Consider the following 15286-nt stretch of genomic DNA (forward strand, 5'->3'; position numbering starts at 1 on the left):
GTGTTTAAACATGCATTTAGGCAAGCAGGAATGCAAAAGCCTCTTGCCGACAAAGCAAGAGGCTTGGATGTTTATGATTGCTCGTAGCTAATCTAAGATCGTGCTTAATTAAAATCGTACTTAACTAGCCACGTTTAAGCACTCGTTCGATTTCGCCAAGACTGGATGGATCATCAATAGTGGATGGCACCACGTATTGCTCGCCATCGGCTATTTGACGAATGGTTCTGCGTAAGATTTTACCTGAGCGAGTCTTTGGCAAACGGTCAACAACCAGCGCATGTTTAAAGCAAGCCACAGCACCAATCTCGTTGCGTACTTTACCCACCAACTCACCCTCTAGCGTTAGGTCATCAATCTTCACACCATCTTTAAGAACCACGAACCCAAGTGGAAGCTGCCCCTTTAACTCATCGTGGATACCAACTACCGCACATTCCGCAATCGCTGGGTGACCACCAACGATTTCTTCCATTTCGCCGGTAGACAGACGGTGACCTGCGACGTTAATTACGTCATCAATACGACCCATGATAAACAGGTAACCATCTTCATCTAGGTAACCGCCATCTCCCGATACGTAGTAACCCGGAAATTGACTTAGATAACCAGTTTCAAAGCGGTCATGGTTGCGCCAGACAGTCGGTAAACAACTTGGTGGTAATGGGCGTTTCAATGCCACAAAACCTTGCTGATTTGCACCTACTGGCATGCCCATTTCGTTGAGAATCTCGACCTGATAGCCAGGAATCGGCTTGGTAGCAGAGCCCGCTTTTACTGGCATTACCTCGATACCAGTCGGATTGCCAGCGATTGCCCATCCAGTCTCTGTTTGCCACCAGTGGTCAATGACCGGCTTATCTGCTTTGCTTTCTACCCATTCTAGTGTTGGTGGGTCAAGACGTTCACCTGCCATGAAAATAGAATCAAGATTGGACAAGTCGTATTGCTTAATGAACTCGCCTTCTGGATCTTCTTTTTTAATTGCACGGAAAGCGGTTGGTGCAGAGAAAAGCACATCCACTTTGTATTCGTCACAAACACGCCAGAATGCACCCGGATCTGGTGTTCTCACCGGTTTGCCTTCAAACAAAATAGTGGTACAGCCATGAATCAGCGGCGCGTACACAATATAAGAATGACCAACGACCCACCCTACATCCGATGCAGCCCAGAACACGCCATCTTGGGGGATGTTATAAATCGACGTCATCGAATATTTCATCGCTACGGCATGACCGCCATTGTCGCGCACCACACCTTTTGGTTTCCCTGTTGTGCCAGAGGTATACAGAATATAAAGAGGATCCGTCGCAAGCACAGGGACACAAGCATGAGGCAAAGCTTGCGCATACTCTTGCTGCCAATCTAAATCACGTTCTAGATTGAGTTCGGCTTCGCACTGCGGGCGTTGAAGAACAAAAACTTTCTCTGGCTTCCAACGACTGTCCATAATGGCTTGATCGACCATTGGTTTGTATGGAATTACCTTATTGATTTCGATGCCACAAGACGCCGTCATGATGACTTTGGGTTCTGCGTCTTCAATTCGAACTGCGAGCTCATTCGGGGCAAAACCGCCAAACACCACCGAGTGAATCGCCCCCAATCGAGCACACGCTAGCATGGCCATTGCCGCCTCTGGGATCATCGGCATGTAGATAACCACACGATCGCCTTTGGTTACGCCTCGGTTGGAAAGCATACCCGCAATTTTTGCTACTTGGTCGCGCAAAGCTTGATAGCTGTAAGTTTGTTTTTGCCCCGTCACTGGCGAATCATAAATCAGTGCGGTTTTATCGCCTCTTCCTTGCTCACAATGATAATCGAGCGCGAGCCATGACGTGTTCATTACGCCATCAGGAAACCAACGTTCAATCCCATGTTCGTCAGCTTGTAAGATGGTATTTGGCGCTTCAAACCAATCGATGTTTTCAGCTTGAGCACGCCAAAAGTTTTCCGGTTCATTTTGTGCCCAAAGGTATTCTTTTTGATATGCAGACATATTGCTTCCTCCAGTATGTCCTGACATTGCTTTTTAATACCAATCGCATTAATTAGATGTTCAGAAGATTGCGTAGGTAAAACCGCTTAGAACAAGGCAAAGATTGCAGCTAGCTAGTTGTTCTACCTACACCTTCTTTTACTAAGAAATAGGTTTAACGAAGTTATCAGCGGTTTTAACAAGCAAGAATCATCAAATAATTGATGTGGTTGGTATAAGTATCACTACTATGCAATTGTGTTATTCAAAGACATTGGAGGGAACACGCACAAAGCCCTCCATCAGTATTCTCGCGCTGCGGCTCATGATGGCTTTCTCAACCACCCAACCTTGTTCTGTTTGTTTGGCTTTTGCCCCCACCTTAAGCGTTCCTGATGGATGCCCAAACGTCACTGATTCTTTCTCTCCGCCACCAGCCGCTAAATTGACCAAAGTACCTGGTACGCATGCTGCCGAGGCAATGGCGACCGCTGCGGTACCCATCATGGCGTGGTGAAGTTTGCCCATAGATAACGCTCGGACGAGAATATCGACCTCACCTGCTTCTACGGTTTTACCACTCGACGATAAGTAGGATTTAGGCTGGGAAACAAACGCAATCTTAGGCGTGTGTTGACGTGTTTGAGCCTCTTCGAGCGAATCAATCAGCCCCATTTTTAGCGCGCCATGAGCACGAATGGACTCAAACCTCGCAAGAGCAGATTCATCGTTATTGATGTCATCTTGAAGCTCAGTGCCTTGGTAGCCAAGTGCTTCTGCATCAATGAAGATCGTCGGTATGCCTGCGTAAATAAAGGTGGCGTTGAACGTCCCAACATCTGGTACGACCAAATCGTCTACTAAATTGCCGGTTGGAAACATGCTGCCTTCACCATCAGCAGGGTCGACAAAATCAACTTGGATTTCAGCGGCAGGGAACGTCACACCATCAAGCTCAAACTCCCCTGTTTCTTGAACTAAACCATTTACGATTGGCACATGAATCAAAATGGTTTTTCCAATATTTACCTGCCATACACGAACGGTGACGATGCCATTTTGGGGAATATGTTCTTCGTCGATCAACCCTGCATGAATGGCGAAAGGTCCGACTGCAGCAGAAAGGTTGCCACAGTTCCCACTCCAATCGACAAACGGCTTATCTATCGATACTTGCCCGAACAGGTAATCAACGTCGTGATCAGCTCGCTCACTGCGCGACACAATCACAGTTTTACTAGTGCTGGAAGTCGCGCCGCCCATACCATCAATTTGTTTGGCATACGGATCCGGACTGCCAATCACACGAAGTAGCAGCTTGTCTCTTGCTTCGCCTGCGACTTGCGCTGGCTGTGGCAAATCATCAAGGTTGAAGAACACACCTTTGCTCGTACCGCCGCGCATGTAAGTCGCCGGGACTTTGATTTGGCTTTGCATCTTGCTATCCATATCTTGCTCCGTTATTGCGCTATCTATTGCGAGAGGAAATCTTGAGCAAAGCGCTGTAACACACCACCCGCTTTGTACACGTGAACTTCATCTTCGGTATCTAGTCGACAAGTCACCGGCACATCAACCTTGTCGCCATTAGTTCGGGTAATCACCAACGCCAAATCCGCACCTGGAGTGATATCGCCGATAACGTCATAAAGTTCAGTGCCATCTAATTCGAGCGTCTTTCGGTTCACGCCATCTTTAAATTGCAGAGGAAGTACGCCCATGCCAACTAAATTGGTACGGTGAATGCGCTCAAAACCTTCCGCGACAATCGCTTCTACACCCGCCAAGCGAACGCCTTTCGCCGCCCAATCTCGCGAAGAGCCTTGACCATAATCCGCACCTGCGACCACGATAAGCGGCTGCTTGCGATTCATGTAAGTCTCAATCGCCTCCCACATGCGTGTCACTTTGCCTTCAGGTTCGACTCTCGCCAGCGATCCTTGCACGACTTCGCCATTTTCCTTGACCATTTCATTGAACAATTTCGGGTTAGCGAAAGTGGCACGCTGCGCGGTTAAGTGATCCCCTCGGTGAGTCGCGTATGAGTTAAAGTCTTCTTCTGGCACGCCCATCTTTGCGAGATACTCACCTGCGGCGCTACTTGCCAAAATTGCATTCGATGGCGACAAATGGTCGGTTGTAATGTTATCGCCTAAAACGGCGAGAGGACGCATTGAAGACAGAGTTCGCTCACCAGCCAGTGCTCCATCCCCCTCTTTTTGCCAGTAAGGAGGTCTTCGGATATACGTACTCATCGGACGCCAATCATAGAGCGGATTCGGGTTACGAGCCTCATCATTCAGTTTGAACATTTGAATGTAGACTTGATTAAATTGCTCTGGCTTAACGTACTCACCCACCACAGCATCAATTTCTTCATCCGTTGGCCACAAGTCGTTGAGATAAACCGGCTTGCCGTCTTTATCTGTACCCAAAGAATCACGTTCGATATCAAAACGAATCGTACCGGCTAACGCGTATGCAACGACCAAAGGTGGCGATGCTAAGAATGCTTGTTTTGCGTAAGGATGAATTCGACCATCAAAGTTGCGGTTCCCAGAAAGTACCGCCGTTGAATACAGATCTCGATCGATGATTTCTTGTTGGATTTTCGGGTCAAGTGCACCACTCATACCGTTACAGGTTGTACACGCATAAGCCACGATACCAAAACCAAGCTTCTCTAATTCAGGGAGTAAACCAGATTCTTCAAGGTAGAGTCGAGCCACTTTAGAACCCGGTGCAAATGAAGACTTCACCCAAGGTTTGCGTACCAATCCAAGCTGATTCGCTTTCTTAGCAACCAAACCGGCCGCCACAACGTTTCTTGGGTTACTGGTGTTGGTACAAGAAGTAATTGCTGCGATGATCACCGCGCCATCTGGAAGCTCGCCTTCTTTCTCTTGCCACTCGCCAGAAACACCACGTTCAACAAGCTCTGAGGTAGGTAAACGACGATGAGGATTTGATGGACCTGCCAGATTGCGGCCGACTTGGGACAAATCGAACTCAAGCACGCGTTCGTAAACCGCCGTGTCTAAATCATCCGCCCATAGACCGGTTTGCTTGGCGTACTTCTCTACCAAGTCGACCTGTTGATCATCGCGCCCTGTCAGTTTGAGGTAATTAATGGTCTGCTCATCAATGTAGAACATCCCGGCGGTTGCGCCGTATTCTGGCGTCATGTTTGAGATGGTCGCGCGGTCGCCGATGGTTAGGTCTCGCGCCCCTTCGCCAAAGAATTCGAGATAGGATGAAACCACACGTTCATTACGTAGAAACTCGGTAATCGCCAACACGATATCGGTGGCGGTAATCCCCGGTTGACGCTTACCAGTCAGCTTCACGCCAACAATGTCTGGCAGACGCATCATCGACGGGCGACCAAGCATAACCGTCTCCGCCTCTAAACCGCCGACACCAATCGCAATCACACCAAGTGAATCAACGTGAGGTGTGTGACTGTCCGTGCCGACACAGGTATCGGGATAAGCAATGCCTTGCTTGGCTTGCACAACCGGAGACATCTTCTCCAAGTTGATTTGGTGCATGATGCCATTACCCGCAGGAATAACACTGACGTTCTCAAACGCCGTTTTACACCATTCAATAAAATGGAATCGGTCTTCGTTTCTGCGCTCTTCTATCGCGCGGTTTTTCTCAAACGCCTCTGGGTCAAAGCCTGCGTGTTCAACTGCCAGTGAATGGTCAACGATCAATTGCGTTTCAACCACAGGGTTTACTTTCGCCGGGTCACCGCCTTGTTCAGCAATCGCATCACGCAGACCAGCAAGGTCGACTAATGCGGTTTGTCCAAGGATGTCATGACAAACCACACGCGCTGGATACCAAGGAAAATCAAGGTCACGCTTGCGTTCTATTAACTGTTTTAGGCTATCAGTGAGCGTATTTGGATCGCAGCGACGAACCAATTGCTCGGCTAAAACGCGCGAGGTGTATGGGAGCTTTTCATAGGCTCCGGGAGAAATATCGTTGACCGCTTCTCGGGTATCAAAATAATCGAGTTGAGTTCCCGGGAGCGGCTTACGATATTGAGTATTTATATTTGTGGTGATGCTCATGGGCTTGCTTCCGCTTTAGTGTACATCTTGTGCCTGAATGCACCGCGATACTGTTTTGAAATGGATTCGCGGGAAAGAGACGCCCCTTGTGAATGCTATCAAGACAAAACTCACAAAGAGGCGTCACGCGCTAGCGTTGTTCGATTGGCACCCAGTCTTGATGATCCGGTCCGGTATAATCCGCACTTGGGCGAATGATTCGGTTGTTCGCGCGTTGTTCATACACGTGCGCCGCCCAACCTGTCAGTCGACTCATCACAAAGATTGGCGTAAACAGTTTGGTTGGAATATCCATGAAGTGGTAAGCCGAAGCATGGAAGAAATCGGCATTACAGAACAGACCTTTCTCACGCTTCATGACGGATTCCACGCGCTCAGAAACTGCGTAAAGATGTGTGTCACCCACTTCTTTCGATAACGCTTCTGACCAACGTTTGATCAGCGCATTGCGAGGGTCACTTTCGCGGTAGATTGCATGACCAAAGCCCATGATTTTGTCTTTGTTCTCTAGCATTTGCAGAATATTGGCTTCTGCTTCATCTGGCGTTTGCCAATCTTGGATCATCTCCATCGCCGCTTCGTTTGCACCGCCATGAAGTGGACCACGCAGCGTGCCGATAGCAGCCGTGATGCAAGAATGAAGATCAGAAAGCGTAGAAGCACACACACGCGCTGCAAACGTTGAGGCATTGAACTCATGCTCTGCATAAAGAATCAAAGAACAGTGCATCACCTTTTTGTGCGTTTCACTTGGTGCTTTATCAGTAAGCAGTTTCAGGAAGTAGCCGCCAATGCAGTCTTCGCTGTTATCGTGAGTTTTGATTCGCACGCCATCGTGGCTGAAGCGATACCAGTAACAGATGATCGCAGGGAAAAGCGCCAGCATTCGCTCAGTAGCATGGAGCTGTTGCTCAAAGTCCATTTCTTGCTCTAAGTTACCCAGCATAGAGCAACCTGTGCGCATAACATCCATCGGATGTGCGTCAGCAGGAATCAGTTCTAACGCCTGTTTAAGCTCCGCGGGTAAGCCACGCAGACTCAATAGATGTGTCTTGTAGGCGTCTAGCTCTTGTTGATCAGGTAAATGACCGCGTAACAGCAAATGCGCCACTTCTTCAAATTGAGCATGATTTGCCAAGTCCGTAATATCGTAACCACGATACGTTAGACCCGTCCCCGTTTTACCGACAGTGCATAAAGCTGTGCTTCCAGCGCTTTGACCGCGTAGACCTGCGCCACCTATCTCAGCTTTCTTTTCTACAGAATGAGGCATTGTTGAACTCCTTTTCTGTCTGATTTGGCTCTCTTAATGGGCTCTTTTGAATCAGACAAGTTTCACGTTATTGGATTAGAGATTCTTTTCTTGGGCTTCCGTTTGTTTCCTTTGTTGACCTTATTTACCCTCCGAGAACAGCTTGTCTAACTTATTCTCGTAGTCGTGGTAATTAAGGTGCTCATACAGCTCTTTTCGTGTCTGCATTGAATCAAGCAACGCTTCTTGGTTGCCAACTTCTAGTAAGTGTTTGTAAACCATCTCAGCCGCTTTGTTCATTGCACGGAATGCGCTCAATGGGTACAAAACCATATCCACTTTGGATTGGGCTAACTCTTCACAGCCGTATAACGGCGTTTGTCCAAATTCAGTAATGTTGGCAAGAATCGGCACGTGCTTCCCTGTTGCTTGCTCTAGCGCTGCCGAGAACTGTTGATATTGGTCTAGCTGATTCATTGCCTCTGGGAAGATCATATCTGCGCCCGCTTCCACACATGCAATCGCTCGTTCAATCGCGCTATCCATGCCTTCCACCGCTAACGCATCAGTACGAGCCATAATGACAAAGCTCTCATCATTACGTGCATCCACCGCCGCTTTCACTCGGTCGACCATTTCTTGTTGGCTAACAATCGCTTTGTTCGGACGATGGCCACAGCGTTTCTGTGCCACTTGGTCTTCCATATGCACGGCCGCCGCGCCCGCTTTTTCCATCGCTTTAATAGTGCGAGCAATATTAAAAGCGCCACCAAAGCCGGTATCGATATCAACCAATAACGGCAAATCACACGCGTTGGTTATACGGTCTACATCGACTAAAACATCGTTCAGTGTCGTAATGCCAAGATCTGGCAAACCGTAAGACGCGTTAGCGATGCCACCACCCGACAAATAGATAGCTTGGTGACCCAAGTTTTTCGCCATCATGGCGCAGTATGGGTTAATGGTGCCGACGATCTGCAGCGGGTTGCTTTGCTCAATGGCGAGTCTGAACTTCGCCCCCGGAGATAAGCTCATGACAATTTCCTTCTAGTCTTGTTCTCTATCTTTACTTTCAGAATGTAGAATCTGTAATTCGATAAGTTTTCGGCTGCCTGAGATGTGCCTTCTCATCAGCATTTCTGCCAACTCTTCATCACGATTTCGAATCGCTTGAAGAATGAACTTGTGTTCATTGAGTGCTTCATTAGGACGAGATTGCGCTCGTGGTGATTGGTAACGATACATGCGCAACAAGTGATACAGCTCGTCGCAAAGCAGAGAGATAAGCTTGCTGTTTCGGCTCGCTTGAATGATTCGATAGTGGAAGTCGAAGTCACCATGCTGGTGGAAGTAAGACGATCCTTCGACTTCATCAATATGTTTGGAATGTGTCGACAATAGCATTTCCAAACTGAGGAGCTCTTCTTGAGTGATATAGCGAGCCGCTAGCCTTGCCGCCATGCCCTCTAATGCTTCGCGGACGGAATACAATTCGATGAGTTTTTCTGGAGAGAAAGTGATCACACGAGCGCCAACATGCGGAATGCGCTCAATCAAACCAAGTCCTTCAAGGCGCATCATGGCTTCACGTAAAGGACCTCTACTCACTTGATATTTCTTGGCTAACTCAGGCTCTGAGATTTTACTGCCCGGTTCAATTTCACCACTGACGATCGCTTCCACTAACGATTCGGTCAGCGATTCAGATTTAGTGTGCTCCTTCTCAGAGACAACAACTTTATGACGAGTTTTCAATTCTGTATTCATATTCAAGGCACTCGTATTTAGAAATCAAAGTGTCAACAATTTGTTAACCTGAATATAAAATAAACGATCAGATTGTCGACAATCAAGTAAATTGTCGACAATTTAGACTAAGGTATAGTGATATTAAGTGATTTATGAGTGGATAAATAGGCAATTTGATGAGAGCAAGTAGAAATTGTCGACAATAAAAACTCAATAAATTCAGTAAGTAAAAAGAATTAGGGAGCACAACAGCTCCCTACTTGGGTTTAATTTGCTAACGAACGGTCGGATTTGCCTAGTTGACCGTTTTGTAGGTTAAGTCTTTTTCATCCAACAAGCCGGATTCAACGAGGTTCAGACTTCAGATACTTCTCAATATCCACCTCATCAACCTGTTCAACTGGCATAAACTTATTGGCATAATCACGATAAACCCCGCTTTCTAAGAACAATAAGAACAAATCCATATCTAAATGCTCGTCCAGTGCCATTTTGTACATGATGTCAACCGCAACACTTACTGGCTTGGCTTTCTTGTAAGGTCGATCCCCTGCGGTTAACGCTTCAAAAATATCCGCAATCACCAAGATGCGTTCTGGGGTGGATAAATCTTCTGCACTCAACCGACGCGGATAACCTGTGCCTTTCAACGTCTCATGGTGAGTCGAAGCGTAACGCGGCACGTTGCTTAACTCCGGAGGGAATGGCAGTGCCCCCAGCATTTTGATGCCACTGATCATGTGCTCGTTAATTTTGAAACGGTCTTCTGGTGTTAACGTCCCACGGGAAATCGTCAGGTTGTACACTTCACCCAAGTTATATTGATGCTCTGGTACTTGCACTTTAATGCCATATTCCGGATCAAATTCTAACGGGCGAACACGTTCAATAATATGGTCAGGCTTATCCGCTAAAAGGTTTTCAACCACGGGTAGCGTCACGTCAGATTTTGGCTTAATCATTTCTTCAAACGGAGAAAGACCAAGATGATCATCATAGTGACGCAACCAAGTTTGTTTGGCGATTTGTTTTATGCGATCAATCTTATCGTCACTCATGAACTCACCACCCACGTTGGCGTTGGCAACAAATCGGAAGTCTTCGTCCAACTGCGCAACTCTTTGGTCGAACTTGGCTTGTGCCTCTTTTTTTGACAGTTCATCAGTGGATATCGACTTCCACATCTCCACTTCAGCGTCTCGTCTTAACACCTCGAAGCGAGTGCGAATTTCATTGATGCGGTTATAGTTGGCTTCTAACTTAGTGCCTTTATCAACGATGTGTTCTGGCGTGGTGATCTTGCCACAGTCATGTAACCAAGCCGCGATACGGAATTCACGTCGTTCATCGTCATTGTTGAATTTAAAGTCTTTGAACTTCCCGGTGTCGCACTTCTCTACTGCCTCTGCCAACATCAAGCCAATTTCTGGAACACGATTACAGTGCCCCGCAGTATAAGGAGACTTGTCATCGATCGCTTGTGCGATAAGGCGAATAAAGGCTTCAACAAACTCTTCTTGCTGTTGCTCGTGATGCTGAATCTCTTGTGTCATTTCAGTGACCGAATCGGACAAATCAGAAACTTCTTTGATACGCGTTTCTACTGGTGCTAACTGGTCAAATTCGCGATTTTTGATTTTGATGGTTTCTTTTCGAAGCGCAACAATTGGGCGCACGATTGGCGAACCAACCTTCCAAGCAAATGGGAAAAGGATCATCATCGCAAAAGCAGTAATGGCTATCGCTTTAGATAATCGACTTGTCACTGCATCAGTTACTACTTGACCAGAAACGATCACAGCAAAGTAATCGCTCGTTCCACGAGTAGAATGCAACTTGGTGATATATAGGAATCGACTCTCACCATCGATGGTCACTTTGTTCATTAAATCTTGTTTGTCTTTCTGAATCGCTGCCTCGTAGACCTCCGGATAAGGGACAAAACTCCCCCTCCATTGATTTGGCTTGAGCCATTTCTCTTGTAACGCTACTGTTTGCTCGGGTGAAATCGCTCTAATAGCTTGGTTGATAAGCTCAAGCACATCTTTATCTTTCTCCTTCATAAACAGAGAAAACTCCAACGGTGGTGCGTCGATCAACCCGACATGAATATCGGTCAGCTTCACCAACCGCTTCATCTCAACCATGGTTAAGTAACTGTCTACAAGGTACTGAATGTCACCCATGTGCAGCGCTCGTTTTGCTAAATCGAGATTCGGCTGTTCAATAATATTCAGTGACGGATAGCGTTCAAGTAGCCATTCTTTCATGCCAAAACCCGCTACCACGCCAATACTGTCACCACCCAACTCCGTCAACGACTTGGGCATTAGATTGGTGGTTTTCGTCGCAATCGCAAGCTGCCCTATGAACAGAGGATCACTTTTAATACCTAACTCTGGCGGTGTGCCAAGCACAGGTTGGAGGATATCAATCTCTCCCTTGCGATATTTCTTTTCCAACTCTCTTGAGCTAAAACCATTAACGAACTCTAACGTCATGCCCGTTTTCTGCGAAACCAGATTGAGTACATCAACAGCATAACCACCTGGTTCGCCGCTCTGGGTGTAGTCGTAAGGTCCCCAGTCGTTTTGATTCGAAACCACAAACTCACGGCCATCTAGCAAGGCTTTTTGCTGTTCGCTTAATGCCAAAAGCGATGAATCAGGAATATCTACTTCGTGAAACACGTTGATGCTGGACGCAACCACTTCACCACGATTGTTGAATATAAACGCTTCGACGCCATCATCCTTCTTCATTCCAAGTTCGGTAGCGCTGATCTTTTCACTCAGTGAAGAAAGCACCGTATCTACGCCAATAACGGCGCCTTTACTGCGCACAGAGTAAGACTGCCCGGTGATTTTCAAGTGCTGAAACAGATAAGGATCGGTTTTGTAAACGCTGTCTCTTGAGGCACCAGCAAACCAAGGTCGGCGAGATGGATAAAAGTTACTTTTCTGTTCTGTTTGGCGGACAACCTCAAACGATTCCGAGTAATACATGGTTTGTCGCATTCGAGCCTCACCGTCACCTTTGATGGTGATGATGACCCAGCGCTCATTGGCGGTTGCACCTATCTTCCCTCTAACTTCTGGGGATGATTCCAAATTGATGACTTGGAAGAAATACTCGTTGTCATTCGCGAAATAGATACTGTAAAAAACCGGGTTATCAATGAGCGCTTGAATGAACACTCGTTGGATTTCATCCACACTGAATTGCGTATCACTAAAGTCCGCTACACTGCGCAAGATACCCGCGCTGCTGGTCGCACTGGTATCTATTTGATGGATATGATTACTGACGTCTTTGGCTGTCATGGTTAAGCGAGTTAGGATATGTTCTTCAGACATCTGTTTACCGAAGTAGTACTGCATCCCGAGCCCAAGCAGCGCCGTCACCGCTGTCGCAATAACAAACAAACTTCCAACGGTGAATTTAATCGAAAATTTACGAGGGGTACCAGATTTAGTGTTCACGCGATAAAGCCCTCCGATGACCTAAAAAACAAACTCAGCAACTCGCTTTATCAAAGCAACCTGAAGCATATACTTTTCAAGTCTAGTACATGTTTTTCATAGACTTGCATAATGCTTCGGCTTAAATCACATTTTCTCGAATATAAAAAGCGATACCGAAGTACCGCTTTTAGTCATACTGTGTTTGAGGTATCGCGTGCTAAGTCAGGTATTTTCCTATATCAACCTGATCAATTTGTTCTTCAGGCATGAATTTCTTAGCGTACTCAAGATAAACCCCACTCTCTAAGAACAGCAAAAACAAATCCATATCCAAGTGCTCATCCAACGCCATTTTGTGCATGATGTCGATTGCCACGCTGACGGGCTTCGCTTTCTTATAAGGGCGGTCACCAGCTGTTAAGGCTTCGAAGATATCTGCGATCACCAAAATACGCTCTGGAACCGACAAATCATCCGCACTCAGTTTACGAGGATACCCCGTCCCTTTCAGCGTCTCGTGGTGAGTAGACGCATAGCGCGGTACATTACTTAGTTCTGGTGGGAACGGCAGTGCCTCAAGCATCTTAATCCCACTGATCATATGCTCATTAATTTTGAATCGATCTTCAGGCGTTAGCGTGCCACGAGAAATGGTTAGGTTATACACTTCCCCCATGTTGTATTGGTGCTCAGGCAGGAACCTGCATCTGAATACCATGTTCGGGGGTAAATTCTACAGGTCGAACACGCTCGATAATGTGTTCTGGTTTGTCATCCAATAACTTCTCTAGCACTGGGAGAGGCACATTTTGAACAGGTTTATTTCCCTCTTCCATCGGTGATAAGCCCAAGCGGTCATCAAAGTAACGCAACCACGTTTGCTCTGCGATTCGCTTAACGCGCGCGATCTTGTCTTCATTCATGAACTCACCACCGATGTTAGCATTGGCAATGAATTCAAAATCATCATTTAAGTCACGTACTTTATCTTCAAACTTGGCTTTTGCTTCGTCATTGCTCACATCGCCACGCAATAAGGTATTGAGGTATTCGATTTCTAGATCTCTGCGTAGCACTTCAAATCGAGTTCGAATTTCATTGATTCGGTTGTAGTTCGCCTCTAGCTTGGTACCTTTGTCAACAATGTGTTCAGGCGTGGTGATCTTGCCGCAATCATGCAACCAAGCCGCAATACGAAACTCCCTTCTTTCTGCGTCGTCTTTAAATTTGAAGTCTTTAAATTTGCCTTTTTGAGATTGCTCAGCCGCCTCCGCTAGCATCATGCCGATTTCTGGCACACGATTACAATGGCCAGCCGTATAAGGTGATTTGTCATCGATCGCTTGTGCTATCAAGCGAATGAAGGCTTCAACAAAATCTTCCTGTTGTTTCTCATGGCGCTGAATTTCTTTCACCATATCGGAAATGGAATCCGATAAATCACTGACCTCTTTAATTCTTGTATTGATGGGTTTCAGCTTGTCGAACTCTCGCGCCTGAATTTTCTTTGTCTTCGCTTTTAATGCATAAATTGAACTTGTCAGAGGCGTACCAAGTCGCCACACCAGTGGAAACAAGCCAATCAAAACCAAAGTCGTTATCGCGAGCGAGTGAAATAAGCGCTCAACAACTCGATCAGTAACCACTTTTTTCGGAATAACCACAGCGAAATAGTCATCGCTGCCATGTGAGCTTGAAATTGGTGTTACGCAGACAAAACTGTCTCTGCCTTCGACTTCATGCTGGACCATCACTTTGTGATTGGGGTTATCCTTTGTAAGCTTGTAAACGGCGGAGTATGGGATAAATGTGCCACGCCAATGCTTGGACTCTAACCATTTTTGGCTTAATGCCGCTCGCTGCTCTGGCGTGATCGCTTTAATCGCCGTATCAATAACATCATACAAATGTGCATGCTCTTGATTTAAATAAAGGTAAAACGGCTTGGGATCCCCTTTCAACTTTTGCACGCTTATCGTTGTAACTTGATCTAAGCTATTCAATTCATCTAACGTTAAATAGGTATCAATGAGGTAAGGCACTTGCTTACTATTTAACGCTTCCTTGGCTTCGCCCAAGCTATCAAACTCAATGACATCTAATGACGGGTATTGATTTATTAACCAGTCTTTCATTCCAAAGCCTACAACAACACCAACTTTTTTAGAAGATAATCCCCCAAAGTAGTGATAGCTGATAGGTCCTCCCAACTCGCTATCGCAAGCTCAGCGTGAAACATTGGTACGCCTTTTTCTCCGTACCTAGGAACTTGCCCAAATACTGAGTGCAATATGTCGATAGTGCCACTTGAGAACTTTCTTGCTAAAGAGGACGATTCAAAGCCATTTATGTAGTCAAAATCTAATCCTGTCTGCTGTGCAACAAGACGCAATACGTCAATCGAATAACCTTACTGACGATAAACTTGATTGAGTATTTACTATTTAGCTCAGCACTTTTACTCATTCGTCGCCCCAATATAATTACAAAGCACTAAAACTTCTGCTTTTACATAACCATTAACTATCAAAATACCAAACAACCTCGTATATAAGCTTAGACTTATCAAACGTAATGTTTGCTATCAATTTTGTGAAATTTACGTTTAAAACGATAAAATCAATAAGACTTTCATTCACAAAATAGGACTAGTTGCTTGTCAAATCTTTAGGATTAATGTCAAAAAACCACTTATTTTCTGATGCAGATAAAAACAAAACTAACAACAAAAACACATTCACCATGCAAGTCA

The 15286-nt window shown here is 46.1% G+C and carries 7 protein-coding genes and 1 pseudogene; all 8 read right to left on the reverse strand.

The features are described 5' to 3' along the window. Positions 1–124 precede the first annotated feature (124 nt). A complete protein-coding gene (locus QTO06_RS10500) occupies positions 125–2005 on the reverse strand; it encodes a propionyl-CoA synthetase (protein WP_331407909.1) in 1881 nt (626 codons plus the stop codon). A gap of 240 nt (positions 2006–2245) precedes the next feature. Next, positions 2246–3433, reverse strand: coding sequence for a 2-methylaconitate cis-trans isomerase PrpF (gene prpF, locus QTO06_RS10505; RefSeq protein WP_331407912.1), 1188 nt, complete (start codon positions 3431–3433; stop codon positions 2246–2248). A gap of 23 nt (positions 3434–3456) precedes the next feature. Continuing rightward, positions 3457–6066, reverse strand: a complete 2610-nt coding sequence (gene acnD / locus QTO06_RS10510; protein WP_331407915.1) for a Fe/S-dependent 2-methylisocitrate dehydratase AcnD — start codon at positions 6064–6066, stop codon at positions 3457–3459. 130 nt (positions 6067–6196) lie between these two features. Continuing rightward, on the reverse strand, positions 6197–7339 hold the full coding sequence (gene prpC, locus QTO06_RS10515; protein WP_020197565.1) for a bifunctional 2-methylcitrate synthase/citrate synthase: 1143 nt from the start codon (positions 7337–7339) through the stop codon (positions 6197–6199). A 120-nt stretch (positions 7340–7459) separates the two neighbouring features. Then, positions 7460–8356, reverse strand: coding sequence for a methylisocitrate lyase (prpB, locus tag QTO06_RS10520; protein WP_331407917.1), 897 nt, complete (start codon positions 8354–8356; stop codon positions 7460–7462). Between the two features lie 12 nt (positions 8357–8368). Next, positions 8369–9088 (reverse strand): GntR family transcriptional regulator, encoded by a 720-nt coding sequence (locus QTO06_RS10525; protein WP_331407919.1) that lies wholly within the window; start codon positions 9086–9088, stop codon positions 8369–8371. Positions 9089–9414: 326 nt separating this feature from the next. Continuing rightward, positions 9415–12552 carry an HD domain-containing phosphohydrolase gene (locus QTO06_RS10530; protein WP_331407921.1) on the reverse strand — a complete coding sequence of 1046 codons (3138 nt, stop codon included), beginning with the start codon at positions 12550–12552 and terminating at the stop codon, positions 9415–9417. A 199-nt stretch (positions 12553–12751) separates the two neighbouring features. Beyond that, a pseudogene (locus QTO06_RS10535) lies at positions 12752–14944 on the reverse strand (HD domain-containing phosphohydrolase); the annotation flags it as partial. Positions 14945–15286: the final 342 nt, after the last annotated feature.

Source organism: Vibrio sp. M260121, assembly GCF_036533715.1.
GTDB lineage: Bacteria > Pseudomonadota > Gammaproteobacteria > Enterobacterales > Vibrionaceae > Vibrio.

Coding starts and splice junctions, on each gene's coding strand:
- QTO06_RS10500 (WP_331407909.1), bottom strand. CDS start 2,005: ATGTCTGCATATCAAAAAGAATACCTTTGGGCACAAAATGAACCGGAA.
- prpF (WP_331407912.1), bottom strand. CDS start 3,433: ATGGATAGCAAGATGCAAAGCCAAATCAAAGTCCCGGCGACTTACATG.
- acnD (WP_331407915.1), bottom strand. CDS start 6,066: ATGAGCATCACCACAAATATAAATACTCAATATCGTAAGCCGCTCCCG.
- prpC (WP_020197565.1), bottom strand. CDS start 7,339: ATGCCTCATTCTGTAGAAAAGAAAGCTGAGATAGGTGGCGCAGGTCTA.
- prpB (WP_331407917.1), bottom strand. CDS start 8,356: ATGAGCTTATCTCCGGGGGCGAAGTTCAGACTCGCCATTGAGCAAAGC.
- QTO06_RS10525 (WP_331407919.1), bottom strand. CDS start 9,088: ATGAATACAGAATTGAAAACTCGTCATAAAGTTGTTGTCTCTGAGAAG.